Source organism: Ferrimonas sp. YFM, assembly GCF_030296015.1.
Classification (GTDB): Bacteria; Pseudomonadota; Gammaproteobacteria; order Enterobacterales; family Shewanellaceae; genus Ferrimonas.
On sequence record NZ_AP027368.1, the window covers coordinates 2,158,525 to 2,183,974 of the forward strand.

Sequence of the window (25,450 nt, forward strand, 5' to 3'; positions counted from 1 at the left end):
GCAGGGCAGGTCATTGGCCCGCAAGGTTCGGTGGGATAAGAGGCCCTATTATTCCAACAGGGAAACAGTCATTTGCTTATTGGCCGGATTATCAAATGCATTGGTGGCAATACACTGTGCTCCTTTCGAGGATTGAAGGGGTCAAAGAGATGCACTGGCTGTTTTTGTTTTTGGGGGTGGCCGCAGAGGCGCTGTCCCATGTGGCGCTGAAAGCCACCGATGGTTTCAGCAAACCGAGCGCCATTGCCCTGGTGGGGTTAGGTCACCTGTGCGCTTTTGTGGCGCTCTCGTTCGCTATGAAAGGGGTGCCAGTAGGGATTGTCCATGGCCTGTGGGCGGCGCTGGCGATCCTTGGGGTTAACCTGCTCTCCATGCTGGTGTATCAGGAGCACCTGGATTTGACCACCTGGATTGGGATGGGGTTGATCGTCGCCGGTGTCTTGGTGGTCAACCTGGGGCAGGGCCATGCTCACTAGGGGCAGGGCAGCGAGGGTCGTCCGGGCGGTGATCCCCCCGTGCCGCTATCAACCGGGTTGACGTTTAAGCCAAACGCCCACTATGTTGGCTTTTGGCAGCTGCCTAGGGTTTGAGGCGGCGACTTTCCTTGGAGCCGACATGGATTCGTTACTTTTTCTGATGTTGATGTTGCCCTTCGCCGAACCGAAGAGCTCTTTGATACTGGCCGCTGTGGGCATGGTGTCGGGCGCCCTGGTCGGGGCCTTCATCAAGACGCGAATCGCCTATCTGGTTGCCATGGGCGCCTCATGTGCGCTGTTCATGTTCAATCTGCTGGTTTTGACCGAACCGGATGTGCTCAATGGCATCGCGCTGCTATGGATTCCCTATCTCTGCCTGATGAGTGCCCTGGGCACCGCCTTGGCCCACCATAACTATGGATTCGGGAAAGCGAGGAAGGTGTAGCTTAAGGTGACGAAGCGCTTATCTGCGAGTGGGGGGCCAGATAGTCATTGCCCAGATAGTCGATAAAGGCGCGGGCCACGATGGAGGTGTTTCTGTGTTGTGGCCAGACGAAGTGCCAGTGGGTGACTATGGGCAGCTCGTTGACCGGCAGGATCTTTAGCCTGTCGTCGCTCCCCAGTTTGAGCGCATGCTCAGACAGTATGGACACCCCCAGCCCGGCTGCCACACACTCCCGGATCGCTTCATTGCTCTCTATCACCATCCTTATGTTGAGCTGGACACCCAGTTCCTTGAGGGTCTTCTCCAACGCCAGGCGTGTACCTGACCCAGGCTCCCGCAGGATAAAGGGCTCGTTGGCGATGTCCTTGAGTTTCAAGTTGGGATGAGCCATCAAGGGGTGATGGGCTTCGGCCACCAGATAGAGCGGGTTTTCTAAAAATTCCTGGCTGTGAATGGGTGGAGACTCGGGCAGGTGACTGACCACATAGATGTCGTCTAGCCCCCGGTTGAGACGCTCAAGAATCTGCTGGCGGTTCACCACGGTCAACTGCATATCCACGAAGGGGTGTTGCTGCAGAAAGGGCCCGACTATGTGGGGAATGAAATATTGGGCTGTGGTAACCACGGCAATTTTCAGTGTGCCGGATTTCAGCTCCCTCAGGTTGGCCAGCTCCATCTCCAGCAATTCAGCATTTCGCAGCATTTCACCGGCATAATTGGCGAGGATGGCCGCACTTTCGGTGAACACCATCTTCTTGTGATGTACCTGATACAGAGGGGTCCTCAGCTGTTCGCTGAGCTTCTTCAGCTGAATGGAGACCGTCGGCTGGGTCAGATGCAGGCGCTTGGCGGCCTCGGTGATGGAGTGGTGCTGGTACACCGCCAAAAACACCTGCAGTTGACGCAGGCTGACGCCGCGGATCATCAACTGTTGACTCAGTTCCAGTTTTGGCATTGATAAACGCCTATGTTCGGCATGTAAAACATTTAGTTTAGTTAATGTTTGAGCCGGTGCATAGTGACCTCCAGTTAGGCGCAACCTGGAGAGAACCATGGCACGAACCAATATTCTTATCCCCATCGCCCCTGGCCAGACCCCCAGCCCAGCGCTGGATGAACTGGTGTCCTTTGCCGACAAGACAGGCGAAACAGTCCGGCTGCTGTCGGTGGTTGAACAGTTCCAGATGCTGGGTGTGGGCAACATCTCACTGCTGGATCTGCTCAAGCGCTCCATTGAGGAGCAGCGCAAACAGCTGATCGATATCGCCAGTTCCCTGACCGCCAAGCACCCCAAGCTTCGGGTCCACATTGAGGTGCTCAGTGGCAAGCCCTTCATCGAAATCATCAAGTATGCGTCCAGCATCAACGCCAGTGTTATCGGTCTGGATGCCTCTCGCAGTCACAAAGCGTCGACCTGCCAGTACGGCAGTACCACCCGGCACCTGATGCGTAAATCGGATGTGCCTGTGTGGGTGGCTAGGCCCTGCCTGTGTCAGGGGGTCAGGCGCATTGCCGCGGCAGTGGATGTGGTCAGCAGCGATCTTGAGGTGGTGCATCTGAATGAGCGCATCATCTCCAAGGCCAAGGAGCTGGCGGAACACTATGACGCCGAACTTCGTATTTGCCACGCCTGGAAGCTGGATGCGGAGGGTTACCTGAGAAGCTGGGCCAGGTACAACGACACGGAGATCGCCAAGGTGGCTCAGGAGGAGGAGTACCAGAGACGGCTGAGGCTGGAGGCGCTGACCGAGCGACTGGGCCTGAGCCTCAACAAGGTAAGCCTGGCGCTGCCCGAGGGGGATGCCCAAAGCCAGATCCCCAGCCTGGTGGAGCGGGAGAAGGTGGAACTTCTGGTGATGGGCACCCTGTGCCGCAGCAATCTCTCCGGTTTCATCATGGGCAACACCGCCGAACGGATGCTGGACAACGTTCGTTGCTCGGTGCTCACCATCAAGCCTGAGGGGTTCCACTCTCCGGTGTTGGAGTAACAGGAGATGCAGATGCAGATCGATCCCCAGGACAGGATGCAGTTTGAACTGCAACGGATCATCCACTGGTCGGTACGAGCCCTGTCGATTCTGATGGTGTTTGTGATTGTCATGGGGGTGATCGACGTTGGCTGGACTCTGTATGAGAAGCTGATGGCGCCGCCATACTTCATCCTGACCATCTCAGACATGCTGGCCACCTTCGGTGCCTTTATGGCGGTGCTGATTGCCATAGAGATCTTCATCAACATCACCATCTACCTGAGGGAGAACGTGATACACGTGAAGATTGTCATGGCCACGGCGCTGATGGCCATCGCCCGTAAGGTAATCATCATCGATATGGAGCAGACCGACGTCATGTACGTGTTTGCCATCGGTGTGGTGGTGCTGGGCATGAGCGTCGCCTACTGGCTGATTCATCAACTGCCCCGCAAGCAGCATCTGGAGGAGTAGGGGGCGCCGAACTCTATACTTATCGGGTCAGCCGTTGGCAACAACAGAGGTGTTATGGCAACGACAGAGCCGACCCGACCCGGTGCACAGCATCAGCCATGGCGGCTCGGGGTATTGGCCGCCGTGATGCTGGTCCCCCTTGTGCTGTTGGTGGCACTGGCGCCGATTCAGCAGGACCGGGCTTATCACAACTTTGCCGATACCCGAGTGATGCTCGGGGTGCCCCATGGCCTCGACGTTCTGTCCAGCCTGGCGTTTTCCCTGGTTGGCGTCCTCGGCCTGGCTCACTGCATCCGAGCCCGGTTGGGGGCAAGCCATGCAGCCTGGTCCATCATGTTTGCGGCCTTGGTGCTGGTGGGTTTAGGGTCGGGCTATTACCACTGGCAGCCCACCAATGATTCTCTGGTGTGGGATCGTCTGCCCATGGCTGTGGGGTTTATGGGGCTGTTTACCACCCTGATGACGGAGCACCTGCATGGGCGTTTGAGCGCCCTTCTGGTCCCGGCAATATTGCTGGGGGTGGTGTCGGTTGGCTACTGGCACTGGTGGGGGGATCTCTGGCTCTATATCTGGATTCAGCTGCTGCCCCTGCTCATCATTCCTGTGCTGGTGGCACTGTTTCCCAGCGGCCACTCCCATCAGTGGCTGCTGCTGGCCGCACTCGGCTGTTACCTGGCAGCCAAGGTGACTGAACTCTATGACCTGGAGATCTTCCGGGTCACAGCAGGCGGGATCAGCGGCCACACGCTGAAGCACCTGCTGGCGGCCTTGGGCGGGTACTTCATTTTGCTGATGCTCAGGCTCAGGCGGTCCAGACAGGCATAAAAAAACGCCGCTGAACAGCGGCGTTGTCTTGTGCAGAGGGCGAGCGGCTTAGTTGCCGGTACGCAGCTTCTGCCAGTACTTGTCGTAGATGCGCACCGCTTCGCCTACATCAGATTGGAACTCACCGGCTTTAATGACCTCCTCTGGTGGGTAGACGATGGGGTTGTTGGCAAACTCTGGGTCCAGCATCCCTTTGGCGGTCTTGTTGGGGGTGGGGTAGCCCACCTCTTCACACACCTTGGCGGCCACGTCGGGGCGCAGCAGGAAGTTGATCAGCTTGTGGGCCGCGTCCACGTTCTCGGCGCCGGCAGGAATGGACAGGTTATCCATCCAGAAGATGGCGCCTTCCTTGGGGTAGATCATGGTGATGGCCGGGTCGTTCTTGTTGGCCTCGAACGCAGAGCCGTTCCAGATCATCCCCAGGGACACTTCACCGGCCATGTAGGGCAGGGAAGGGGTGTCGGAGTTGAACACCAGGGCGTTGGGCATCAGTTTCTTCAGGTACTGGTAGGCTTCCTCCAGCTCCTTGGGATCGGTGGAGTTGGCGGAGTAACCCAGGATGCGCAGGGCCATGTGGAACACTTCACGCTGGTCGTTCATCAGCATCAGCTGACCTTTCCACTTGGGATCCCACAGATCTTTCCAGCCGGTGATGGTGGCAGGATCGACGAAGTCGGTGTTGATGCCGATGCCGGTGGCGCCCCACACGTAGGGGATGGAGTACTGGTTGCCGGGATCGTATGCCTTGTCCAGCATCACCGGGTCCAGATGCTTGAAGTTGCTCAGCTTGGTCTGGTCGATGGGCTGCAGCAGGCCTTCATCGCGCATCTTGGCCACGAAGTAGGTGGAGGGCACCACGATGTCGTAGCCCTTGGCGCCGGTCAGCTTCAACTTGGCGTGCATCGCTTCGTTGGAGTCGTAGGTGGTGTAGATCACCTTGATGCCGGTTTCTTTCTCGAATTCGGTCAGCAGACCCTCTGGAATGTATTCGGACCAGTTGTAGAAGTAGACAACGTCGTTGGCCGCCTGGGAGGCGAAGCTGCACAGGGCGATAAGCGCAGCAGACGCGGATTTAGCCAGGGTGCGGATCATTGTTTTTGTTTCCTCAAATCAACGGTGTTGGTAAATATTACGCAAGCGAAGCTTACGCCGTTTTTCTTTTCAGTATCAACTGCGCCACCGCAACCAGCAGCAGCGACAGGATGAGCATCAGGGTGGCCAGGGCATTCACCTCGGGGGAGACGCCCACCTTCACCATGGAGTAGATCTTCAGCGGCAGAATTTCGTAGGCCGGGCCGGTCACGAAGGAGCTGATGATCACGTCATCCAGGGAGAGGGTGAAGCTTAGCAGCCAACCGGCGAAGATGGCCGGGGCCGCCAGGGGCAGAATGATCTTGCGGAAGATGCGCCACTCGCTGGCGCCCAGATCCCGGGCCGCCTCGAGGATGGCGTTGTCGAACCCCTTGAGCCGGGCAAACACGGTCACCACCACGAAGGGCAGGCAGAAGGTGATGTGGGCCATCAACAGGGACCAGAACCCCAGGGCAACGCCGAAGCTGACGAACAGCGCCAGCAGGGAGACCGCCATGACGATGTCCGGGGAGGTCATCACCACAAACAGCATGCCATTGAGGGCCATCTTGCCGCGAAAGCGGTAGCGGAACAGGGCTACCGCGGCCAGGGTGCCGATGGCGGTGGCCAAGGTGGCGGAGAACACGGCGATGGTCAGGGAGTGACGGGCCGCTTCCATCAGGCCGGCATTGTCGATCAGCGCCTGATACCACTTGCCGGTCAGCCCCATCCACTTGATGCCGTACTTGTGGGCATTAAAGGAGTTGGCCACCAGCACCGCGATGGGCGCATACAGGTAGGTGAACAGCAGGCCGAGGAAGCCCCATTTCAGAAACTTAGACATCGAGTTCCTCCTTGCGGCGCAGCATCTGACCCACCTTATGGTAGACAAACAGCATCACCGCCATCATCGCCAGCAGGGCCACACTCAAAGAGGCGCCGAAGGGCCAGTTCTGGGCCACCAGGATCTGGTCTTTAATCAGGTTGCCGATCAGCGGGTTCTTCGCCCCCTCCAGCAGATCCGAGATGTAGAACATCCCCATGGCGGGCAGGAACACCATCAGGCTGCCGGCAATCATCCCAGGCAGGGTCAGGGGCAGCACTATGGTGCGGAAGATGCGCAGCTTGCCGGCACCGAGATCCCGCGCCGCCTCAATGTAGCTGCCGGGCAGCTTCTCGATGCTGGAGAACAGCGGCAGAATCATAAAGGGCAGCAGGATGTAGACCATGCCAATGAGCACCGCCGTCTGGGTGTACATCAGACGCATCGGTGTGTCGATGATCCCCAGCTCCAGCAGACCCCAGTTGAGGACGCCGCGGGTGCCCAGGATGATCTTGATGGCGTAGGTGCGGATCAGTGAGTTGGTCCAGAAGGGCACAATCACCATAAACAGTAGAATGCCACGCACCCTGGGACTGAACTGGGCGATAAACCAGGCCGCCGGGTAGCCGATCAGCAGGCACAAAAGGGTGGTGATGCCCGCAAGATAGACGGAGTAGCCCACCACTTTGGCGTAGATGGGGTCAATCAGCTGGGCGTAGTTCTCCCAGGTGAACTGGAAGATCACCAGTTCGTGAATGTCGGACGTAAGGAAACTGGCGACCAGCACCATCAGGTTGGGGACCAATACGAAGCTCACCAGCCACAGGCTGATGAGTCCGATGGAGAACCACTTGAACTTGTTACTGGCCGTCATAGGGCAGGACCACCTCCCAGCTGGGTACCCAGGTCACGGCGACCCGCTGGCCCAGGCTATGGTCGACGTCGGGGTCGTCCTCATTGAAGAATTCGGACACCTGAATCTGCTGGCCATTCTCCAGGGCGATCACCGAATCCAGAGTCATGCCTTTATAGGTACGCTCGGTGACGGTGCCGGTGAGGTACTGGCTGTCGCCGCCGGCCGGGATCTCCTCCAGGCGCAGATCTTCCGGGCGCAGCAGCACGTTGATCATGCTGCCCACATCCAGGGGCTGTTCACTGTAGACAGGGTAGATCTTGCCGCTGATGTCGCAGCGGTAGTGGCGCTCATCCATGGGCTCCAGCACCTTGGCCGGAAACAGGTTGGACTCGCCGATGAACTCCGCCACGAAGCGGTTGGCCGGGGTCTCGTAGATCTCCTTCGGGGTGCCGGTTTGCACCACTTCTCCTTCACGCATCACCAGGATGCGGTCTGACATGGAGAGCGCCTCTTCCTGATCGTGGGTGACGAAGATAAAGGTGATCCCCAGCTTGCGCTGCAGCTGCTTGAGCTCGATCTGCATCTGCTTGCGCAGTTTGTAGTCCAGGGCACTGAGACTTTCGTCCAGCAGCAATACTTTGGGGCGATTGACCACGGCGCGGGCGATGGCGATGCGCTGCTGCTGACCGCCGGAGAGCTGATCCGGCTTGCGCGGTGCCATGGCATCGAGCTGCACCATCTTCAGGGCGTCGATGACCCGCTCTTTGATCTCCGCTTCCGCCACCTTGGCGGTGCGCAGGCCAAAGGCGACGTTGTCGAATACCGTCATATGGGGGAAGAGGGCGTAGCTCTGGAATACGGTATTGACGTTGCGCTGTTCCGGGCCCAGATGGGTAATCTCCTGACCACCGAGCAGAATGCGGCCAATGCTGCACTCTTCCAGGCCAGCGATCAGTCTCAGCACTGTGGTTTTGCCGCAGCCGGAGGGGCCCAGCAGAGTAACGAACTCGCCGTCAAAAATGTCCAGGGACAGGTTATCTATGATGGTTCTGTTGCCGTCGTAGGACTTGGTAACAGAGTCCAGGCGGACCAGGGTCTCTTGAGTGGAGTGACTCATGGGCGATTCCAGTTCAAGGCGCCAGTGCGGCTTGGGTTAAAAAAGCAAATTAAGGCGGCGAATTCTAGTGGTTCAAAGGCAAAACGCCAAGTAATGTTTTCACTGTAAAACCAAGGTATTTTACGTGTATTGTCACGATGTGCGTCAGATCACACTGTGCAATAAACCCCTCTGGAAACAGCCCGGTTGCCGGGGAGATCTGAGGATGGTTACTGAACCTTGGCTTACAGGGATTGCAACTTTGCTGTAACAGGGATTACGCCGGCGGGTATTCCCGGGTATAATGTTGGTTTAACCTGTTGTTTTTAGCGAGCTACGCCCGTTTTTAATGCAATCTTTGAATTTAGTTTCCGTCCTGCGTGAGACCTTTTCCCTGGTCCGGCAAGACATTCGCCCCCTTCTGTACGCCACCGTCGCCAGTGGCATCGCAATGGCCCTGGTGTTCTTCATGTTCCGCTGGATCATCGAAAACCTCATGGGCATGCCGGTGACCATCAGTGTGGAGGACGCGTCCGCCTCTGAAGGCTTTATGATGCTGCAACTGGTAATGGTGGTGATCACCGCGCCGGTTGAAGCTGGCTTGGCTTTTATCGGTCTGCAGCGCGCCCTGGGCCGCCCCTCCAGTGCGTCTGATCTGCTCCGGGTTTTGCCCCTGACTGCACCGCTGCTGCTGATCAGCTTGCTGACCGGCATGGTGAGCCAGCTGGGCTTTGCCCTGTTCTTTATGCTGGGACTGGGTCTGATGGTGCTGCTCAGCCAGTCAAACCTCTACTATGTAATGAATCGAAGCAACCCGATACGCGCCATCATCGACAGTGGCAGAGTGATGCTCAAACATCTGCTGCCTGCCTTCGGTGCCTACTCCCTGGCGGTGCTGGGACTGGTAACCGCCTTCTGGCCTTTGGCCATGGTGATGGGCGGTCAGGCGCAGGGTGAAGCCGTCGATGGGATGACTCAACTGCTGGCCGCCGTGGTGACTCTGGTGGCGCTGTGTTGGATGATCCCCTTCTTCTTCCAGCTCAAGGGTGTGCTCTACAAACACCTGTTTGTCCCCGATGGTGAGTCTGAGGTTAAATCCGATACCACCACCGACGGTGACGGCAAGGGCCACTTCGAGGCCTAAGGAGATTTCCTATGAGACCCTTAGCTGGTGTCATTATCGCATTGGGACTGGTTGCCCTCACCATGCTGTGGATTGAAACCCAGGTGGAGGAGGAGCGGCCTCAGGTTGCCAGTTTGCCCGTTCAGGCCAACAAGCCGGTGAGCGATCTGCCGGACTTTGCCGAGATCAGTGACGTGAAACAGAAGAAGCGTGCCTTCTTCAGTTATCTGCGTCCGACTGTGGAGCAGGTGAATCGTGAAATTAATGGTCAGCGACAATTTCTGCTGCAGCTGAAGCAGCGGCTGGATAAGGACCTGACCGTCAGCGGTGCCCAGGCGGCCAAGGCGGAGCGCATTGCCCAGCAGTATGGCTATGAGCTGCGCCAGATCTCTTCAGAGACCCTGGAGCCCCTGCTGGCCCGGGTCGATACGGTTCCCGTTGAGATGGTGCTGGTTCAGGCCGCCAACGAAACCGGCTGGGGCAGCTCCCGCTTTGCCCGCGAGGGACTGAACTTCTTTGGCCAGTGGTGTTTCCGCGCCGGTTGTGGCCTGGTGCCTCTGGGACGGGACGATGGCCGCAACCACGAGGTGGCCAAATTTGACTCCGTGGAGGAGTCGGTCAGCTCCTACCTGAATAACCTCAACACCAACCCGGCTTACCTGGAGCTGCGTCAAATCCGCTCTCAGCTGCGCGACGCTGAGATGGAGGTCACCGCGGCCAGTCTGATCCCCGGACTGATTCGCTACTCCGAGCGCAAAGAAGCCTATGTGGATGAGCTGTTGAGCATGCTGGAAACCAATAAAAGGTATATGTAATGAAACCGATTACAGGGATGTTGTTGGCCGCCACCCTGGCGCTGCCATTCTCTGCCGGGGCGCTGACCCTGGACTACAAGGGCTTTTTCGACCGGATGGATAAGCTGTACCAGCCGGAGATCAACAAGCTCAAGCTGGTGTTTTACTTCAACAACCGCGAGCAGGGCACCCCCTGCAAGGTGCTGGACGGTCGCATCCTTCGCCATGAGAAGGCGCTGCCTCTGCTGGTGGGCCCGGATCAGCAGCTGTTGCTGCCCTTTGACCGGGATCTTCGCGAGAAAGCCGCCCTGATCCAGCTGGAGCTGGAGAATGAGCAGCAGTGTGATTTCGCCATGCAGATTCAGGCGGAAGTGTTGGAGCAGACCCAATTCACTGCCGCTGAGCTGGCGGAGATCCGCGATCAGATGAACGCCCTGATGCGCGCCTACGCCGGCGTGGGCTTTGGCTGGCTGCAGCCTGAAGTCAAGGGGGTCACCCTGACGTTGGATGAGGGCACAGAGGCTTCGGTGAAAGGCAAGGGCACCCTGCCACAAATTGTGGACGGCAAACTGATGTTGACGCCGGAGCAGCTGGGGGAGGCCACATTGGTGCTCAGCCAGGCTCCCCACAGCGTCTCTCCGCTGATGTAAGTTCCTCTACTGTTCCAGCAGGCACTTGGCGATGATCTCGTTCATGATCTCCCGGGTGCCTCCTCCTATGGAGAGCAGTCTGCCGTCCCGGGCCAGCCTCTCCATCCCCGCTTCCCGCATGTAACCCAGTCCACCCAGTATCTGTACTCCCTGATGGGTGATGAAGTCACAGCTGTCAGTGGCCATGTTCTTGGCCATGGCACTCTCCATGGCGCAGTTGTCGCCGGATTCCAGCTTGCGGGCGGCTTTCTCGGTCAGACAGATGCTGGCTTCCAGCCGGGTGGCCATCTCCGCTAGCTTGTGGCGGATCACCGCTTTGTCGATAAGCGGCGAGCCGAAGGTGTTGCGGATGCTGGCGTAGGCCGCGGCTTTCTCCAGCGCCAGCTCCGAGGTGGTGTTGGCCATCACCGCCAGGTTTAGTCGTTCCCGGACGAAGTTGGCCATCAGCAGGGCAAACCCCTGGCCCTCTTCCCCCACCAGCCGGTTGGCGGGCACCTTGATGTGGTCTAAATAGATCTCGGCGGTGTCACTGGCGTGCCAGCCCATCTTCTGCAGCGGACTGCTGCGGGAGAGCCCAGGGGTATCGGCGTCCACCATCAGCAGGGATACCCCGCCGGCCCCTTCGCCCCCGGTGCGCACCGCCAGGGTGAAGAGATCTGCCTGGCAGCCACTGGTGATGAAGGTCTTGGCGCCGGTGACCACGTAGTGATCGCTGCACAGCTCTGCCCGGGTGGTGATGGCGGCGACGTCGCTGCCCCCGCCGGGTTCGGTGACCGCCAGGGCGGCGATGCGCTCTCCGCGCAGTACCGGTGGGATCAGTTCACCCTTGAGCTCCTCCGAGCCGCCCGACACCAGCGGGGGCAGGGCGATGCTGTGACTCATCAGGCCGGCCACCAGACCACCGGACCCGGTACGCATCAGCTCCCGGGTCAGGGCCAGGGGCTCCTCCACCGAGGCGGGCGTGCCGCCAAACTCTTCCGGATAGCCCAGGCCCAGCAGGCCGGCTTCGGCTGCCAGCTGATACAGCTCTCTGGGCAACTGTCCCTGTTGCTCCCACTTCTCCAGGTTGGGGCTGATGTGGCGATCGACGAAACGGAACACGCTTTGGGCTATCTGTTCTTTGCTCATGACTCATCCAGAAACAGGTCGGTGAAAAATTCGGTGGCGCCCTCCTGATAGGCGTAGTGGTCAAACTGGGTCTGGCCAAAACGCCGCAGCAGATCCTCGTCCACCAGCAGCTCACCGGTGAGCTCCTGGGGTGGCTGACTCAAAATGGTGTAGGCGGCGTCCGCCATGATCTGCGGGGTGCGGCTGACGGGAAACAGCTGCTCACCACCGGCCTCATACTTCACCGCGTCGGTTGCGATGGTGGTTCTGGGCCACAGGGAGTTCACGGCGATTGTGTCCGGGCGAAACTCTTCGGCCATGCCCAGGGTCAGCATCGACATGCCGTACTTGGTGGTGGTGTAGGGGCCGTAATCCTTGAACCACTTGGGATCCAGGTTGATCGGCGGAGAGAGGTTGAGGATATGACCGCCGCCGCTCTTGCGCATCAGGGGGACCAGGTACTGGGCGCAAAGCAGTACCGCGCGGTTGTTGACCTGGAACATCAGATCGTATTTGCGAGCCGGGGTGCGCTCCACATTGGTCAGGCGGATGGCGCCGGCGTTGTTGATCAGTCCATCGAGCCGACCAAACTCTGCCTCGACCCGTTCGGCCAACTGCTGCACCGAGGCTTCCTGGCGAACATCCAGTTGCACGGCAATGGCCTTCTGGTCCATGGCCAGAATCTCATCGCAGACGCTGTGGATGGTGCCGGGGAGCTTAGGATGGGGTTTGTCCGACTTGGCGGCCACCACGATGGTGGCGCCATGGGAGGCGAGTTTGAGGGCCATGGCCCGGCCAATGCCTCGGCTGGCGCCGGTGATCACATAGACTTTTCCTTGCAGGTTTAACATGGTTTCTCCCTAATCCTCGATGGTGATCAATAACTGGTTGGTTTTTACCTGGTCGCCGGTCTCTACCGTCAACTGAGTGACTCTGCCTGCGCGGCCTGCGGTTAGAGGCAGCTCCATCTTCATCGCCTCCAGGGTCAGCAGGGGCTGCTCCGCTTCGACCCGGTCTCCCTGTTTCACCAACACCGACTGGATGCAGCCATCCATCAGGGCGCGAACCTGACCGTCGTGGCTCTCGTTGGCGTTGTCCGGTGCCGCCAGGGTCTGGTCGTGGAACCGGTAGTTTTGCCCGCGCCACCCCAGGGTGACCCCATGAGTGTGGCGGCTGAACGCCAGGGTACGGCGATGCTCATCTATCTGGCAGATCAGGGTATGGGGGTGACCATGTTCAACCCTGACGGCGTAGTCTTCCTCGGACAGTTGGACCCTGGTGCCCTGGCCCTCCGGACGCAGAGATAAGCTGTTGCTCTCCTTACCATAGTCCAGTCTCAGAGAGAGGGGGCGACAAGCTGGGCTGTTGCCGCACAGCACCACAGATGCCAGGGCCCAAAGCCAGGGGGGCGGCGCCGGAATGGCGCAGGGGTGGGGGTGGCGATCCAGCCAGGTGGTGTCCGCTTCCCCAGACTGGATTACCGGCTCTGCCAGCAGTCGTGTCAGGTAGCCCTGATTGGTGGTGATGCCCATCAGCCGGGTTTGCTCCAGGGCACGCTTCAGCCGGCGAAGGGCGGTGGGCCGGTCCGGGCCCCAGGCGATGAGTTTGGCCAGCATGGGATCGTAATGGCGGCTGACGCTGATGCCCTCGGCCAAGGCGTGATCCACTCTGATACCGTCACCCTGAGGGGGCTGCCAGTGCTCTATGGTGCCGGTGGCCGGCAAAAAGCTTTGGCTGGGGTCTTCCGCGTAGAGGCGCGCTTCCACGGCGCAGCCTGACAGCGTTACCTGCTCCTGAGTGAGGGGCAGGGGGGCGCCCGCCGCCACGGCAATTTGCCAGGCCACCAGATCCTGGCCGGTGATCATCTCGGTGACCGGGTGTTCCACCTGAAGCCTGGTGTTCATCTCCAGGAAGTAGAAGGTACCGTCCTCAGCCAACAGGAACTCCACGGTCCCCGCGCCCTGGTAGCCACAATGGCGTGCCAGGGCGACGGCGGCCTGGCCCATGCGCTGGCGCAACGCCTGACTGAGACCGGGGGCTGGCGCCTCCTCTATCACCTTCTGATGGCGCCGCTGCAATGAGCAGTCCCGCTCTCCCAGGAAGATATGCTGGCCATGGCTGTCGCTGAACACCTGAACTTCGATGTGACGGGCGCCGGTGAGGGCAGCCTCCAGAATCAGCTGTTCGCTGCCAAATGCCTTGGCCGACTCCGAGCGGGCCAGCTCAATCAAGCCGGGCAGTTCTGCCTCAGTGCGGGCCAGCCTCATCCCTTTGCCCCCTCCACCTGCGGCGGCCTTGATCATCACCGGCAGGCCTATGGACAGGGCTTCGTCGGTCAGCCTGGTGACACTCTGATCTTGCCCCTGATAGCCGGGAATGCAGGGGACGCCGGCCTCCTTGGCCGCCGCCTTGGCCCTGGCCTTGTCGCCCATCAGGTCGATGACCTCAGCCGAGGGGCCGATAAAGGTGATCCCCTCCTGACGGCATCGGCGGGCAAACTCCCCTTGCTCCGACAGGAAGCCATAACCGGGGTGGATGGCATCGGCGCCAGTGCTGTGGGCTGCCCTGATGATGGCGTCCACATTGAGGTAGGAGTCGGCGGCGGGGTCCTCGCCCAGGCAGTAGGCTTCATCGGCCAGGTCCAACACCGGCGAGTCGGCATCGGCCTCGGAGTAGACCGCCACGGTGCGGTACCCCAGGCTCCTGGCGCTGGAGAGGATTCGCGCCGCAATCTCGCCCCGATTGGCCACCAGCAGTGTATGGAATCCCATGGCGTTACCTTTGCGCTCTGGGCAGGGTGCCCATGGCTTTGCAGATGATCCCCAGCATCACTTCGTCGGCGCCGCCGCCGATGGAGCACAGCCTCTGGTCACGATAGGCGCGGGAGACCGGGTTGTCCCACATAAAACCCATGCCGCCCCAGTACTGCAGGCAGGCGTCGGTGACTTCACGGCAGAGCCGTCCCCCCTTGAGCTTGGCCATGGAGGCCAGGGTGGTGACCTCTTCGCCGGCGACGTGGGCGGCAGTGGCCCGGTAGACCAGGGCCCGCAGGCACTCGACCTCGGTCTGCAGCTCGGCAAGGCGGAAGTGCACCGATTGATTATCCAGGATGCTCTGACCAAAGGCGGTTCTTTGACCGGCGTACTCTATGGTCTGATTGATGCAGTTCTCCAACATGCGGATGCACATGGCGCCGCCAAACAGGCGCTCCTCCTGAAACTGCATCATCTGCAGGGTGAAGCCGGCCCCTTCGTCGCCGATGCGATTGGACTTTGGCACCCGCACCTCATCGAAAAAGATCTGGGCGGTGTCCGAGCTTCGCATCCCCAGTTTATCTAGCTTGGGGGAGAGGGTGATCCCCGGCGTGTTCGTGGGAACGATGATCAGCGACTTGTTCTTGTGGGCCGGGCCGTCAGAGGTGTTGGCCAGCAGGCAGAGGAAGTCCGCCTGGGTGGCGTTGGTGATCCACATCTTGGTGCCGTTGATTACATAGTGGTCGCCGTCGCTGCGCGCCTTGGTCTTGATGGCGGAGACGTCGGAGCCGGCATGGGGTTCGCTGACCGCAATGGCGGCCACCATCTCGCCGGCGATGGCCGGCGCCAGGTAGCGTGCCCGCAGCTCATCCGAGCCAAACCTGGCCAGGGCCGGGGTGGCCATATCGGTCTGCACGCCAATGGACAGCGGCACGCCGCCGCAGAGCGCCGCACCTATCTCCTCGGCAAACACCACCTGATAGCTGTAATCCAGTCCCAGCCCCCCGAAGGCGGTGGGCTTGGTGATCCCCAGCAGCCCCAGTTCCCCCAACTTGCCCATCAGCTCCCGGGCCGGGTAGATTCCGTCTCGCTCCCACTGATCCACATGGGGGTTGATCTCCTGGGCCACAAACTGGCGGACCGTTTGTCTGAGTTGCTCGTGTTCCTGGGTAAACATCCTCTGTTCTCCTTAATGATTGGGCTCTGGGGTCAAAAGCGGCTGACGCCGAAACTGTTGCTGCCGCCCTCGCGCTCCTTGGCGGTGAGGCACAGGTGCAGCAACATCGCCAGGTGACGGCGTGTGTCTCTGGGTTCGATGATGGCGTCATCCCACAAGCGGGCGCTGCAGGCCAGCGGGGTGGAGGCGGCCTCCATCATGGCTTCGGTCTGTTGTTGCAGCGCATCGAGCTTGGCCTCGTCCACCGCCCCGGCTTTGGCCATGCGCGCCTGGGTGACGCTGCGCAGCACCTGGCCGGCCTGGGCGGGGCCCATGACGGCGGTGCGGCTGTTGGGCCAGGCCAGGATAAAGCGCGGATCCAAACCACGGCCGCACATGGCGTAGTTGCCGGCGCCATAGGAGCCGCCCACCATCAGGCTGAGTTTGGGCACGGTGGCGTTGGCCACCGCCTGAATCAGTTTGGACCCGTGCTTGATGATGCCGCTTTGTTCGGCGTCGGTGCCCACCATGAATCCTGTGGTGTTGTGGACAAACAGCAGGGGCAGTCCTGCCTGCTGGCACAGCTGAATGAACTGAGCCGCTTTGCAGGCGCCCTTGGCGGTGATAGGACCGTTGTTGCCGATGACGCCCAGCTTCTGTCCTTCGATGGCCATGTGACCGCACAGAGTCTGGGTGTCAAACTGGGCCTTGAACTCCAACAGCTCCGAGCCGTCGGCGAGGCGGGCCAACAGCTCCCTGACGTCATAGGGCCGTTTGGGATCATCGGGCACTATCGCCATCAGATCCTCAGCGGGGTAGCAGGGGGGCATGCCGGACGGGACAGTCCCCAGTTCGAAGCGCTGACACAGGGTGGGCAGCAGCGCCCGGGCCTGGCGAATGGCATCCCGGTCATCCAGGGCCAGGTATTCACCACTGCCGGCCTGGCCCAGATGCATCTCTGCGCCCCCCAGGGTTTCGTCGTCGGCCTGTTCGCCGGTGGCGGCTTTTAATAGGTGGGGACCCGCCAGATACATGGTGGCCTGCTGCTTCACCATGATCACATAGTCGGACAGCCCGGGCTGATAGGCACCCCCAGCGGTGGCCGAACCATGGACCAGGGTGATTTGCGGGATGCCAGCGGCGGAGAGCCGCGCCTGATTGGCAAAGGCGCGGCCGCCCTCGATGAAGGTGTCGGTGGCATAGTTGAGGTTGGCGCCGCCGCTTTGGGCCAGGGTTACCAGGGGCAGCCGGTTCTCCAGGGCGATCTGCTGCATTCTGAGCTTCTTCTTCAGCCCCATTGGCGAGACCGTGCCCCCTTTGACCGCGTAGTTGTCCGCCACCACCACACAGGGGATCCCCTGGATCCTTCCCAGGCCGGCGATGCAGCCGCCGCCGGCGCCGCGACCATCGCTGTCGTCGTCCATCAGATGACCGGCAAGGGCACCCAGTTCCAGGAAGGGGGCGTCCCTGTCCAGCAGCAGGGCCAGCCTGTCCCTGGGCAGGAGCATGCCCCTGGCCTGATATCGCTCACGAGCGGACTCCGCCGCGTCCTCCACCTTGGCCAATACCCGCTGCACCCGCTCCCATGCCAGGGTCATGGCCTGTCGATTGGCATCGGCCTGCTGGTCACACAAACGAAGGCGGCTGTTAATCTTCGCCATCGCGGCCTCCCTGAAGCACCTTGGGCGCCTGGGCTCTGTGGAAGCCGTCGAATCCCTGGTTATTGTGTGCCTGTTCCCGGCCTATGGGCCAGGTGGCGGACCCCAGAGAGGCGCCGCCGTCCACCTTGATGGTGGCCCCGTTGATGAAGGCCGCGCCCGGGGAGAGCAGGAAGGTGACCGCCGCCGAGACCTCAGCCTCGGTGGCCATCCGTTTGAGGGGGACCTGGGCCTGCAACTTGGGGATCAGGGAGCGCATCGGCTCCTCATAGGTGTCCATGCCGCTGGAAGCAACCCAGCCCGGGGCCACGGAGTTTACCCGTACTCCGCTGTGACCCCATTCCCAGGCGGCGGTTTTACTGAAGTTCTCCATGCCGGCCCGGGCTGCGCCGGAGTGGCCCATACCGGGCATGCCGTTGTGAAAGTCCGCGGTGATGTTGACCACAGAGCCGCCATTTTGCTTCATCCACTGCCGGTAGCACTCCCTGGCCATCAGGAAGCCCCCGACCAGGTTGGTGTAGACCACGGCGCTGAACCCCTTGAGGCTGATCTGCTCAAGGGGGGAGGGGAACTGACCGCCGGCGTTATTGACCAGAGCATCGATTTGGCCGTGTTGTTCAAGGAGGCTGGCTATGGCCTGGACCACGCCGGGTTCATCGCGAATATCCAGGGTGTACAGGCTGGCCTGGCCACCGTCATCTCGGATCTCGCCGCATACTTTCTCCAGCTTATGGGTGGAACGGCCAATGAGGACCACCTGAGCGCCCAGGGAGGCCAGTTCGTGGGCGATGCAGCGGCCAATGCCGCTGCCGCCGCCGGTGACCAGTATCACCTGTTCTTGGAACAGGCCTGGGCGGTAGATGCTCTGATAATGCATGGGGACTCCTTGTCCTTCGGCTGTCTGAGTTGCTGCATTTTTAACCTAGCCTAGCAAGCGCTTGGTTTGCAACTCCGCAGGGGCAGGGTTACTCTCTGAACCATAAAGTGTTGCCCCTCGGGACGGTGCAACAGCGAGATCTGCGGAGAAAAGATGAGCCAGAGCGTGGAACAAACACTGATTGAGCAGGGGGTGTTGGTGGACCCAAACAGTGCAAGGGGCCGGTTGTTGACCCAGGCGGCCAGGCTATTTCGGCAAAAAGGGTACCAAAGCACGACAGTCCGGGATCTGGCCAGTGCCGTGGGCATTCTCTCGGGCAGCCTGTTTCATCACTACAAAAACAAGGAGGCCATTCTCAAGGCGGTGATGGTGGAGGGGATCCATCACACCATGGCGAGGATGCGTTCAGAGCTGGCGGCGCAGAGCAGCACCGAGGGCCGGTTGCGGGCGCTCATCGCCTGCGAGCTGGATGCCCTCAACGGCGATTGGGGGGATGCCATGGCGGTGGTGATCAATGAGTGGCGCTTTCTGTCCGATGGGGGGCAGCAGGATATCCTGGCGCTCAGGGAGGAGTATGAGCAGATGTGGCTGGATCTCCTTTATCAGGCCAGGAAAGAGAGGCTGATCACAGCATCCCCCAAAGTTCTGCGTAAACTGCTCTACGGTGCCATCACCTGGACCGACAAATGGTTCGACAGCTCCGGTGAGCTCAGTTATCAGGAGCTGACCGACGCCATTTTGCAGCTGGCGATCAAACCTGCCTCAGATCCCTGAGGGGTAACGGAGAAATCATTTTGCTCCGCGGCCCCGAATTACCTTGATCTCCCCGTCATTATCTCTGAAACTAAACGGGTGTTTTAAATTTGTGTTTAATACCCAGTCAGGAAGAAGAGATGCAATATAACGCCCCCCTTACCGAGATGCAGTTTCTGCTCAAGGATGTGTTCAAGGCGTCTGAGGTGTGGCAATCCGTGCCCGCCTTGAGCGATGCCATCGATATGGATACCGCTGCCGCCATCCTGGAGGAGGGGGCAAAGATCACTCAAACCCTGATTGCGCCGCTCAACCGAGAGGGTGACGAAGAGGGCGTGCGCTTCGAGCAGGGCATGGTCTACACCCCAAAAGGCTATAAAGAGGCCTATCAGACCTACGCCGAGTCCGGCTGGGTGGGTCTGTCCGGTGAGCCAGAGTATGGCGGCATGGGCATGCCCAAGATGCTGGGTGTGCTGTTCGACGAGATGGTCTACTCCGCCTCGAACGCCTTCGCCCTCTATGGTTCTCTGACTGCTGGTGCCGCCCTGTGTATCGCGGCCCACGGAGATGAGACTCTGAAGCAGACCTACCTGCCCAAACTCTACTCCGGCGAGTGGAGCGGTGCCATGGACATGACCGAACCCCAGTCCGGTTCGGATCTCAGCCAGTTGCGCACCAAGGCGGTATCCCAGGAGGATGGCAGCTACCTGCTGACCGGCTCCAAGATCTTCATCACCGGCGGCGACCACGATCTGACCGAGAACGTGGTGCACCTGGTGCTGGCCAAACTGCCCGATGCCCCCGGGGGCAGCCGTGGCATCTCCCTGTTCCTGGTGCCTAAGTTCAAGGTGAATGAGGACGGCAGCGTGGGTGAGGCTAATGGGGTCACCTGTGGTGCGGTGGAGCACAAGATGGGCATCAAGGCCTCGGCCACCTGCGTGATCAATTTCGACAACGCCCAGGGCTATCTGGTGGGCCGGGTAAACCGTGGCCTGATCGCCATGTTCACCATGATGAACTATGAGCGCCTCTCCATCGGCATCCAGGGCCTGGGCTGTGGTGAAGCGGCCTATCAGCTGGCGGCCGATTACGCCCGTGAGCGTAAGCAGGGCAAGGGCAGTGGCCGCGGCCTGGGTGGCGAAGCCGATCCCATCGTGGTTCACGGTGACGTACGCCGTATGCTGCTGGACATCGCCTCGGTCACCGAAGCGGGGCGCGCCCTGTCTGTGTACACCGGCATGCAGCTGGATCTGGCCAAACATGGTGAGGGCGAGGTTCAGAAGCGGGCCTCCACCCAGGTGGCACTGCTGACCCCGCTGGCCAAAGCCTTTTTCAGCGACAAGGGGCTGGAGTGCACCATCGCCGCCCAGCAGGTGTTTGGCGGCCACGGCTACATCCGTGAATGGGGAGTAGAGCAGCTGGTACGCGATGCCCGCATCGCTCAAATCTACGAAGGCACCAACGGCATTCAGGCGCTGGATCTGCTCGGTCGCAAAGTGCTGGGTGACAAGGGCCAAGCCCTGTCGGAACTTAAGCGTCAGGCGGAGCAGGAGCTGGAAGGCCTGAGCGCCCAGTGGTTTGGTTATCGCACTCAGTTGCTGGGACTGTTCGATGCCCTGCTGGAGAAGGCCGCCGAACTGGTCAACAGCAGCACCCGCAATGATGCGGTCAACAGCGCCGCCACCGATTATCTGCACGCTGCAGGCTACGCCATCTATGGCTGGATGTGGCTGAAGATGGTCAAGGCGGCGGAAGAGGGTGAGATGGAGGAGTCCTTCGTTGCCCGCAAGGGGATGCTGGCTCGCTACTTCTTCGAGCGTCAGCTGCCTCGTGCCGACTATCACCTTAAGGTGATCCATCAGGATCCCGAGGTGATCATGTCCATGCCCAACGACTGGTTCTGATTCAGTTTCTTGTAAAAACGGCGCCCAGGTGGCGCCGTTTTTTGTTGGGGAGCCCGAAACGACGAGCCTATGATCCCAGCTGCAGGGGGCCGGAGACCGCCTGAGGCTGCCACAATGTGGCGTGACTGGCATCGAGCACTTCATCGATGTCACTGTCCCAGCTGGTGATGAGGCGGATGCGCAGATTGTGGCTGATGGGCAGGGCCTCAAGGGGAGGGTTGTGTTTCAGCCGGGCGTCCACCTTGGCGGCGATGGCGGTCAGTTGGTTACGCGGGACCTCCCCGTGGTGGTCGAAGCAGGCGGTCAGCACCACCAGTTGGTCTCCCAGGCGGCTGACAAAGTCCTCTTTGCGCACCACGTTGCGAAGCTGCTCGGCGCCCCAGCTTAATAACCTGGACAGGTGCTCCTCACCAATGGGGTCTTCGCCCAGGCTGACGAAATCCACAAACAGCAGGGCGGCCACCTCCTCTTTACGCTGCAGCCTGGCCAGCTCCTGCTCCAGGCGGCCAGCCAACTGCTGGGGTTGCTCCTCCTGGGCGAACAGCGCTTCGGGTGGTGGCGGCGCAACGTTAAGCAGAAACCCTTCGGCCAGACCGTGGATGGAGATCATCAGAGCTTCCCTCTGGCCGTTTGCCAGGGTGCAGATCTGCTGAAGGTGGACGGGCTGTTGGCGACTGATGGCCAGGTTGGCGCCGCTGACCTGGGGAAACAGCCGGTTGATGGGCTGATGGGTCATGGCATTGAGTGGGCTGCCCAACAGGTGACTGAGTCCGGGCGACGCCCACTCCAGGCGCTGATGCTCATCGACAAAGGCCAGGGCAAGGGAAGGGTGTTGGGTGATCTTCTGCAGCCTGGCCAGTTCCCGATGCTGCGCATTTTGCCGGATCTCTGCGGCCAGCCGCCGTGCGGAGGTGGCCATCAGCGTCTTGGGCAGGCTGTTCTCCTCCAGCAGGTTGTTGTGCAGGGCAATCAGGTGGTACTGACGATGATCCTGAGTGTCGCTCAACCTCTGGGCCAGGTAGCTCCTGACCGGCAGTTGCTGCAACAGCCCCCAGTGGGCAAATCGCCTCATGTTGTTGCTGAACACCATGAAGTCGGCGTGTTCACCAGAGGGGTAGAGCAGCCGGCAGGGGGCATCTTCCAATGGGTAGCTGAATCCGGCCTTGGGGCTGCCGGCTTCACTGATGGCAAGCAGGTGAACCTGACCCTCAACGGTTTCGGCCAATGCCACCCAGGGCCACCCCTGGAGCCGGTACAGGCTCAGACCTATATGATGAAGCAGCGCTTCGCCTTCGGCAGGCTGAGCCAACCGACGCCAGGCTTCAATCTCTTTCACCTTGTCGTGCAGCAGCTGATTGTCCATCTGCACCCCCGTCCCGATGATGCCTGGGTATAGTCCTGTTAAGGTTATTTAACCTCTTGATACCGCTAGCATAGTATAAAAACCCACCACCACATAGTGCTATCTCCTTGATCAGATTCCCCTCCTTTGCCAATAATGACATTGAGCTCATGAACAAAAAGGAGAGAGACCATGAGTCAGGAGATGAAGTTTGCTCTAATCAGCTCGGCGGCTATTTTGGGGGGAATTCTAGCCCTTGGATTGGTGGCCATTACCTACGCCTGAATCGGATGCCGGGTGACGTCTCACACACAAGTGGGTCCTGGCATAGCTCAAAATCCGTTTTTTCTGTTCAGTAAATCAACATTTAGGCTTCTGTTGAAACCTCGCCTCTTGCCCGTCAATCAAGGGTTTGCTTTACTACTTGGCTAAATCGGACCTGCGTTTATCCCGGTCGGCACCCGGTCATCAACCGAGTGCACGTCAATCAGGGAAACGCCTATGACCCATGCTATGGAGTACCGTCATTACCATGAAGATGGCGCCCTCACAGACCCCCGCCTGGCTTCTCGAGTTGCCTGGCACGGCGATCAGTGCTGACAATCTCGAGATCCTGCTGGATACCGCCAGTTTTAAGAGTCGACTGCTGGAGGGGATACGATCTGCCAAGACACGCATCTATCTGGCTGCCCTCTATCTTCAGAACGACGAAGCGGGCAGGGAGGTACTCAATGCGCTGTATGAGGCCAAACAAGCGAATCCTGAGCTGGATGTTCACGTGCTGGTGGACTTCCACCGTTCCCGCCGTGGCCTGATCGGCAAGGGGCCCCAGGTAGGCAATGACCAGTTCTATCGTGATACCGCGGCTCGTTACACTCACCAGATTGAGATTCACGGTGTGCCGGTGAAAAACCGTGAGTGGATGGGGGTGTTGCACCTTAAGGGGTTCGTCATTGACGACACCGTCTACTACAGCGGTGCCAGCATCAACAACGTCTACCTGCACCAGCAGGAGAAATACCGCTACGACCGATATCACCTGATCCACAGTCAGCCCCTGGCCGACAGCATGGTGAACTACATCAGAGACAACCTGATCGCCAGCAGTGCGGTGATCTCCCTGTTGTCGCCGCCCCTGCCGACCCTCAAGCAGATGAAGAGCTCGGTGCGTCAGCTGCGCCTGAGGTTGGTGCGTGCCCGTTACCAGGTGGATGGTCAGCCAGGCGACGGCGCCATGATTTTCCCTCTATCCGGCCTGGGCCGCACGGAAAATCTGCTGAACAAAACCATTGAGCGTCTGCTGGGCGAAGCCCGGGAGCGGGTGTTTATCTGTACGCCCTATTTCAACTTGCCAAGACCACTGATGGCGGCCATCTCCAAGCTGATGAAGCGTGGCATCAAGGTGGATCTGGTGGTTGGCGACAAGACGGCCAACGATTTCTATATCCCGCCGGGCCAGCCTTTTAGCCCAGTGGGTGCCTTGCCCTATCTGTATGAGCAGAATCTGCGCCGGTTTGCCAAGCGCCACCGCAGGGCCATCGATGCCGGATTGCTGAACCTGCGCCTGTGGCTGGATGAGGGTCACAGTTACCACCTGAAGGGGATGCAGATTGACGATGATTACTATCTGCTCACCGGTAATAACCTGAACCCCAGGGCCTGGGCCCTGGATCTGGAAAATGGCCTGCTGATCCAGGATCCCAAGGAGGAGCTTAGGGATGCCTTTACCCGTGAGCGGGAGGCGATCCTGACCCACACCACGCGGGTGAACAGCTATGATGCCCTCGAGAGCCTGGACAGTTACCCGGATCCGGTGAAAAAGTTGTTGAAACGGCTTCGACGGGTGCGGGCAGACCTGCTGCTCAAGCGCATTCTCTGATCTTCGGCCTCCGTTGGAGTCGGCTGCATAAATAGTCAGTGTTGCTCGATAGAGGCTGATCTCCTCCGACCAGAGATGGTTAGGATTTCAAAAAGTTATAGATAACCCATCAAATCCGTTTGATGGGTTGTTTTTTTGGCCCTTCGGGGGTGACGGCGGTGCCAAAAATGCGGGTAAGGTGATATAACTTAGGCCACCACTTACCCTCGAAGAAGCTGCATAATGTTTGAGAACATCCCCCAAGCCCCTGCCGACCCCATTCTTGGCCTGAACGAGGCCTTTAAAACCGATCCCCGTCCCAACAAGGTGAACCTTGGTGTCGGTGTGTATAAGGACGCCGAAGGTCAGACCCCTGTGCTGAAGTGCGTCAAGAAAGCGGAAGCCAGGCTGCTTGAGCAGCAGAAGACCAAGAGTTACCTCTCCATCGACGGGTTGCCAGAATATGCCGCCGCCGTTCAGGCACTGCTGTTTGGTGCCCAGAGCGCCATCATCAGTGGTCAGAGAGCGCGTACCGCCCAGGCTCCGGGAGGCACCGGCGCACTGAGGGTGGCGGCGGACTTTGCCAAGAACAACCTGGAAGCCCGCAAGGTGTGGATCAGCAACCCCAGCTGGGCCAACCACGCTCAGATCTTTGAAGCCGTGGGTTTCGAAGTGGCTTACTACCGCTACTATGATGCCGAGTCCAAGAGCCTGGACTTCGACGGCATGAAGGCGGATCTGCAGGGGATCGAGGCGGGGGATCTGGTGATCCTGCACGGCTGCTGTCACAACCCCAGTGGTATCGACCCAACTGAAGCCCAGTGGACCGAGCTGGCGGACGTGGCCAAGGCGCGCGGCTGGCTGCCCCTGTTCGATTTCGCCTACCAGGGTTTTGCCACCGACGTGGAAGAGGACGCGACCGGTCTGCGCCTGTTCGCCGAGCGTCTGCCAGAGCTGCTGGTGGCCAGCAGTTTCTCCAAGAACTTCGGCCTCTACAATGAGCGCACCGGCGCCTTTACCCTGGTGGCCAGCGACAGCGATGAAGCCAATCGTGCCTTTTCCCAGGTCAAGAAGGTGATCCGCGCCAACTACTCCAACCCACCGGCCCATGGTGCCATGGTGGTGGCCACCATCCTGGCGGATGAGGAGCTCAAAGCTCTGTGGTTGGAAGAGTTGGCCAGCATGCGTCAGCGCATCAAAGAGATGCGCACCGACTTCGTGGCTCGCCTCAAGCAAGCGGGTGTGGCCGGCGACTTCAGCTTCATCGAGCAGCAGAACGGCATGTTCAGCTTCTCCGGCCTGAATCCGGACCAGGTGGCGGCCCTAAAGGAAGAGTACGCCATCTACATCGTCCGTTCAGGCCGCATCAACGTTGCCGGCATGACAGAGGCCAACATCCAGTATCTGGTGGATGCCATCGCCGCCGTGCTCTAACGCCC

25 protein-coding genes are annotated in these 25,450 nt (G+C 60.0%); 13 read left to right on the forward strand and 12 right to left on the reverse strand.

The features are described from left to right. The first annotated feature begins 149 nt into the window (after positions 1-149). Both QUE41_RS10060 and QUE41_RS10065 read left to right on the forward strand, forming a co-directional pair. On the forward strand, positions 150-476 hold the full coding sequence (locus QUE41_RS10060; protein ID WP_286342743.1) for a DMT family transporter: 327 nt from the start codon (positions 150-152) through the stop codon (positions 474-476). A 139-nt stretch (positions 477-615) separates the two neighbouring features. Continuing rightward, entirely contained in the window at positions 616-921 is a 306-nt protein-coding gene (locus tag QUE41_RS10065) for a hypothetical protein (protein WP_286342744.1), read from the forward strand. Position 922: 1 nt separating this feature from the next. Here QUE41_RS10065 and QUE41_RS10070 read toward each other — a convergent pair whose 3' ends face one another. Then, positions 923-1,876, reverse strand: a complete 954-nt coding sequence (locus tag QUE41_RS10070) for a LysR family transcriptional regulator (RefSeq protein WP_286342745.1) — start codon at positions 1,874-1,876, stop codon at positions 923-925. Positions 1,877-1,973: 97 nt separating this feature from the next. On the opposite strand from QUE41_RS10070, the gene QUE41_RS10075 reads away from it, so the two are divergent. Genes QUE41_RS10075 through QUE41_RS10085 form a run of 3 tightly spaced genes read left to right on the forward strand, consistent with a single transcriptional unit; the run spans position 1,974 to position 4,190 of the window. After that, a complete protein-coding gene (locus tag QUE41_RS10075; RefSeq protein WP_286342746.1) occupies positions 1,974-2,909 on the forward strand; it encodes a universal stress protein in 936 nt (311 codons plus the stop codon). Between the two features lie 12 nt (positions 2,910-2,921). Next, a complete protein-coding gene (locus QUE41_RS10080; RefSeq protein ID WP_028108576.1) occupies positions 2,922-3,365 on the forward strand; it encodes a phosphate-starvation-inducible PsiE family protein in 444 nt (147 codons plus the stop codon). Positions 3,366-3,419: 54 nt separating this feature from the next. Then, positions 3,420-4,190 carry a hypothetical protein gene (locus QUE41_RS10085; protein WP_286342747.1) on the forward strand — a complete coding sequence of 257 codons (771 nt, stop codon included), beginning with the start codon at positions 3,420-3,422 and terminating at the stop codon, positions 4,188-4,190. 48 nt (positions 4,191-4,238) lie between these two features. Here QUE41_RS10085 and QUE41_RS10090 read toward each other — a convergent pair whose 3' ends face one another. From QUE41_RS10090 to potA, 4 genes are read right to left on the reverse strand one after another with little or no spacing between them, the layout of a single operon-like run. Further along, complete coding sequence (locus tag QUE41_RS10090) at positions 4,239-5,282, reverse strand: extracellular solute-binding protein (RefSeq protein WP_286342748.1); 1,044 nt, start codon at positions 5,280-5,282, stop codon at positions 4,239-4,241. Between the two features lie 52 nt (positions 5,283-5,334). After that, positions 5,335-6,105 (reverse strand): spermidine/putrescine ABC transporter permease PotC, encoded by a 771-nt coding sequence (gene potC, locus QUE41_RS10095; RefSeq protein WP_286342749.1) that lies wholly within the window; start codon positions 6,103-6,105, stop codon positions 5,335-5,337. Then, positions 6,098-6,958: a spermidine/putrescine ABC transporter permease PotB gene (gene potB / locus QUE41_RS10100; protein ID WP_286342750.1), complete on the reverse strand. Its 861-nt coding sequence runs from the start codon at positions 6,956-6,958 to the stop codon at positions 6,098-6,100. Before potB ends, potC begins: the two co-directional genes overlap by 8 nt. Further along, positions 6,945-8,057 (reverse strand): spermidine/putrescine ABC transporter ATP-binding protein PotA, encoded by a 1,113-nt coding sequence (potA, locus tag QUE41_RS10105; protein ID WP_286342751.1) that lies wholly within the window; start codon positions 8,055-8,057, stop codon positions 6,945-6,947. Before potA ends, potB begins: the two co-directional genes overlap by 14 nt. A 337-nt stretch (positions 8,058-8,394) precedes the next feature. Between potA and QUE41_RS10110 the strand changes: the two genes are divergently transcribed. The 3 genes from QUE41_RS10110 to QUE41_RS10120 are packed head-to-tail and all read left to right on the forward strand — an operon-like array spanning position 8,395 to position 10,603. Continuing rightward, positions 8,395-9,180 (forward strand): hypothetical protein, encoded by a 786-nt coding sequence (locus tag QUE41_RS10110; RefSeq protein ID WP_286342752.1) that lies wholly within the window; start codon positions 8,395-8,397, stop codon positions 9,178-9,180. 11 nt (positions 9,181-9,191) lie between these two features. Further along, positions 9,192-9,974, forward strand: coding sequence for a glucosaminidase domain-containing protein (locus QUE41_RS10115; protein WP_286342753.1), 783 nt, complete (start codon positions 9,192-9,194; stop codon positions 9,972-9,974). Further along, on the forward strand, positions 9,974-10,603 hold the full coding sequence (locus tag QUE41_RS10120; RefSeq protein WP_286342754.1) for a DUF2987 domain-containing protein: 630 nt from the start codon (positions 9,974-9,976) through the stop codon (positions 10,601-10,603). Before QUE41_RS10115 ends, QUE41_RS10120 begins: the two co-directional genes overlap by 1 nt. Positions 10,604-10,609: 6 nt before the next feature. Here QUE41_RS10120 and QUE41_RS10125 read toward each other — a convergent pair whose 3' ends face one another. From QUE41_RS10125 to QUE41_RS10150, 6 genes are read right to left on the reverse strand one after another with little or no spacing between them, the layout of a single operon-like run. Continuing rightward, positions 10,610-11,731, reverse strand: coding sequence for an acyl-CoA dehydrogenase family protein (locus QUE41_RS10125; protein WP_286342755.1), 1,122 nt, complete (start codon positions 11,729-11,731; stop codon positions 10,610-10,612). Further along, a complete protein-coding gene (locus tag QUE41_RS10130; RefSeq protein ID WP_286342756.1) occupies positions 11,728-12,561 on the reverse strand; it encodes an SDR family oxidoreductase in 834 nt (277 codons plus the stop codon). The genes QUE41_RS10125 and QUE41_RS10130 overlap by 4 nt, the downstream gene beginning before the upstream one ends. A 9-nt stretch (positions 12,562-12,570) precedes the next feature. Continuing rightward, the gene (locus tag QUE41_RS10135; protein ID WP_286342757.1) at positions 12,571-14,481 is read right to left on the reverse strand and encodes an acetyl/propionyl/methylcrotonyl-CoA carboxylase subunit alpha; all 1,911 of its coding nucleotides are present in this window, start codon (positions 14,479-14,481) and stop codon (positions 12,571-12,573) included. Positions 14,482-14,485: 4 nt separating this feature from the next. Continuing rightward, positions 14,486-15,640 (reverse strand): acyl-CoA dehydrogenase family protein, encoded by a 1,155-nt coding sequence (locus QUE41_RS10140; protein ID WP_286342758.1) that lies wholly within the window; start codon positions 15,638-15,640, stop codon positions 14,486-14,488. Positions 15,641-15,672: 32 nt separating this feature from the next. Next, on the reverse strand, positions 15,673-17,280 hold the full coding sequence (locus QUE41_RS10145; RefSeq protein ID WP_286342759.1) for an acyl-CoA carboxylase subunit beta: 1,608 nt from the start codon (positions 17,278-17,280) through the stop codon (positions 15,673-15,675). After that, positions 17,267-18,154: an SDR family oxidoreductase gene (locus QUE41_RS10150; protein ID WP_286342760.1), complete on the reverse strand. Its 888-nt coding sequence runs from the start codon at positions 18,152-18,154 to the stop codon at positions 17,267-17,269. Before QUE41_RS10150 ends, QUE41_RS10145 begins: the two co-directional genes overlap by 14 nt. Before the next feature lie 153 nt (positions 18,155-18,307). Between QUE41_RS10150 and QUE41_RS10155 the strand changes: the two genes are divergently transcribed. Both QUE41_RS10155 and QUE41_RS10160 read left to right on the forward strand, forming a co-directional pair. After that, entirely contained in the window at positions 18,308-18,928 is a 621-nt protein-coding gene (locus tag QUE41_RS10155; RefSeq protein ID WP_286342761.1) for a TetR/AcrR family transcriptional regulator, read from the forward strand. Positions 18,929-19,047: 119 nt separating this feature from the next. Continuing rightward, on the forward strand, positions 19,048-20,811 hold the full coding sequence (locus QUE41_RS10160; RefSeq protein ID WP_286342762.1) for an acyl-CoA dehydrogenase family protein: 1,764 nt from the start codon (positions 19,048-19,050) through the stop codon (positions 20,809-20,811). A gap of 67 nt (positions 20,812-20,878) precedes the next feature. On the opposite strand, the gene QUE41_RS10165 is transcribed toward QUE41_RS10160, so the two are convergent. Continuing rightward, positions 20,879-22,174, reverse strand: coding sequence for a nucleotidyl cyclase domain-containing protein (locus QUE41_RS10165; protein WP_286342763.1), 1,296 nt, complete (start codon positions 22,172-22,174; stop codon positions 20,879-20,881). A gap of 171 nt (positions 22,175-22,345) precedes the next feature. Between QUE41_RS10165 and cydH the strand changes: the two genes are divergently transcribed. The 3 genes from cydH (at position 22,346) to QUE41_RS10180 (ending at position 25,445) form a co-directional block, all read left to right on the forward strand. Beyond that, entirely contained in the window at positions 22,346-22,438 is a 93-nt protein-coding gene (cydH, locus tag QUE41_RS10170; protein ID WP_286342764.1) for a cytochrome bd-I oxidase subunit CydH, read from the forward strand. A 253-nt stretch (positions 22,439-22,691) separates the two neighbouring features. Next, a complete protein-coding gene (gene pssA / locus QUE41_RS10175) occupies positions 22,692-24,032 on the forward strand; it encodes a CDP-diacylglycerol--serine O-phosphatidyltransferase (RefSeq protein WP_502876022.1) in 1,341 nt (446 codons plus the stop codon). Positions 24,033-24,251: 219 nt separating this feature from the next. Further along, complete coding sequence (locus QUE41_RS10180) at positions 24,252-25,445, forward strand: amino acid aminotransferase (RefSeq protein ID WP_353506875.1); 1,194 nt, start codon at positions 24,252-24,254, stop codon at positions 25,443-25,445. The last annotated feature ends 5 nt before the right edge of the window (positions 25,446-25,450 follow it).

Coding starts and splice junctions, on each gene's coding strand:
- QUE41_RS10060 (WP_286342743.1), top strand. CDS start 150: ATGCACTGGCTGTTTTTGTTTTTGGGGGTGGCCGCAGAGGCGCTGTCC.
- QUE41_RS10065 (WP_286342744.1), top strand. CDS start 616: ATGGATTCGTTACTTTTTCTGATGTTGATGTTGCCCTTCGCCGAACCG.
- QUE41_RS10070 (WP_286342745.1), bottom strand. CDS start 1,876: ATGCCAAAACTGGAACTGAGTCAACAGTTGATGATCCGCGGCGTCAGC.
- QUE41_RS10075 (WP_286342746.1), top strand. CDS start 1,974: ATGGCACGAACCAATATTCTTATCCCCATCGCCCCTGGCCAGACCCCC.
- QUE41_RS10080 (WP_028108576.1), top strand. CDS start 2,922: ATGCAGATCGATCCCCAGGACAGGATGCAGTTTGAACTGCAACGGATC.
- QUE41_RS10085 (WP_286342747.1), top strand. CDS start 3,420: ATGGCAACGACAGAGCCGACCCGACCCGGTGCACAGCATCAGCCATGG.
- QUE41_RS10090 (WP_286342748.1), bottom strand. CDS start 5,282: ATGATCCGCACCCTGGCTAAATCCGCGTCTGCTGCGCTTATCGCCCTG.
- potC (WP_286342749.1), bottom strand. CDS start 6,105: ATGTCTAAGTTTCTGAAATGGGGCTTCCTCGGCCTGCTGTTCACCTAC.
- potB (WP_286342750.1), bottom strand. CDS start 6,958: ATGACGGCCAGTAACAAGTTCAAGTGGTTCTCCATCGGACTCATCAGC.
- potA (WP_286342751.1), bottom strand. CDS start 8,057: ATGAGTCACTCCACTCAAGAGACCCTGGTCCGCCTGGACTCTGTTACC.
- QUE41_RS10115 (WP_286342753.1), top strand. CDS start 9,192: ATGAGACCCTTAGCTGGTGTCATTATCGCATTGGGACTGGTTGCCCTC.
- QUE41_RS10120 (WP_286342754.1), top strand. CDS start 9,974: ATGAAACCGATTACAGGGATGTTGTTGGCCGCCACCCTGGCGCTGCCA.
- QUE41_RS10125 (WP_286342755.1), bottom strand. CDS start 11,731: ATGAGCAAAGAACAGATAGCCCAAAGCGTGTTCCGTTTCGTCGATCGC.
- QUE41_RS10130 (WP_286342756.1), bottom strand. CDS start 12,561: ATGTTAAACCTGCAAGGAAAAGTCTATGTGATCACCGGCGCCAGCCGA.
- QUE41_RS10135 (WP_286342757.1), bottom strand. CDS start 14,481: ATGGGATTCCATACACTGCTGGTGGCCAATCGGGGCGAGATTGCGGCG.
- QUE41_RS10140 (WP_286342758.1), bottom strand. CDS start 15,640: ATGTTTACCCAGGAACACGAGCAACTCAGACAAACGGTCCGCCAGTTT.
- QUE41_RS10145 (WP_286342759.1), bottom strand. CDS start 17,280: ATGGCGAAGATTAACAGCCGCCTTCGTTTGTGTGACCAGCAGGCCGAT.
- QUE41_RS10150 (WP_286342760.1), bottom strand. CDS start 18,154: ATGCATTATCAGAGCATCTACCGCCCAGGCCTGTTCCAAGAACAGGTG.
- QUE41_RS10155 (WP_286342761.1), top strand. CDS start 18,308: ATGAGCCAGAGCGTGGAACAAACACTGATTGAGCAGGGGGTGTTGGTG.
- QUE41_RS10160 (WP_286342762.1), top strand. CDS start 19,048: ATGCAATATAACGCCCCCCTTACCGAGATGCAGTTTCTGCTCAAGGAT.
- QUE41_RS10165 (WP_286342763.1), bottom strand. CDS start 22,174: ATGGACAATCAGCTGCTGCACGACAAGGTGAAAGAGATTGAAGCCTGG.
- cydH (WP_286342764.1), top strand. CDS start 22,346: ATGAGTCAGGAGATGAAGTTTGCTCTAATCAGCTCGGCGGCTATTTTG.
- pssA (WP_502876022.1), top strand. CDS start 22,692: ATGGCGCCCTCACAGACCCCCGCCTGGCTTCTCGAGTTGCCTGGCACG.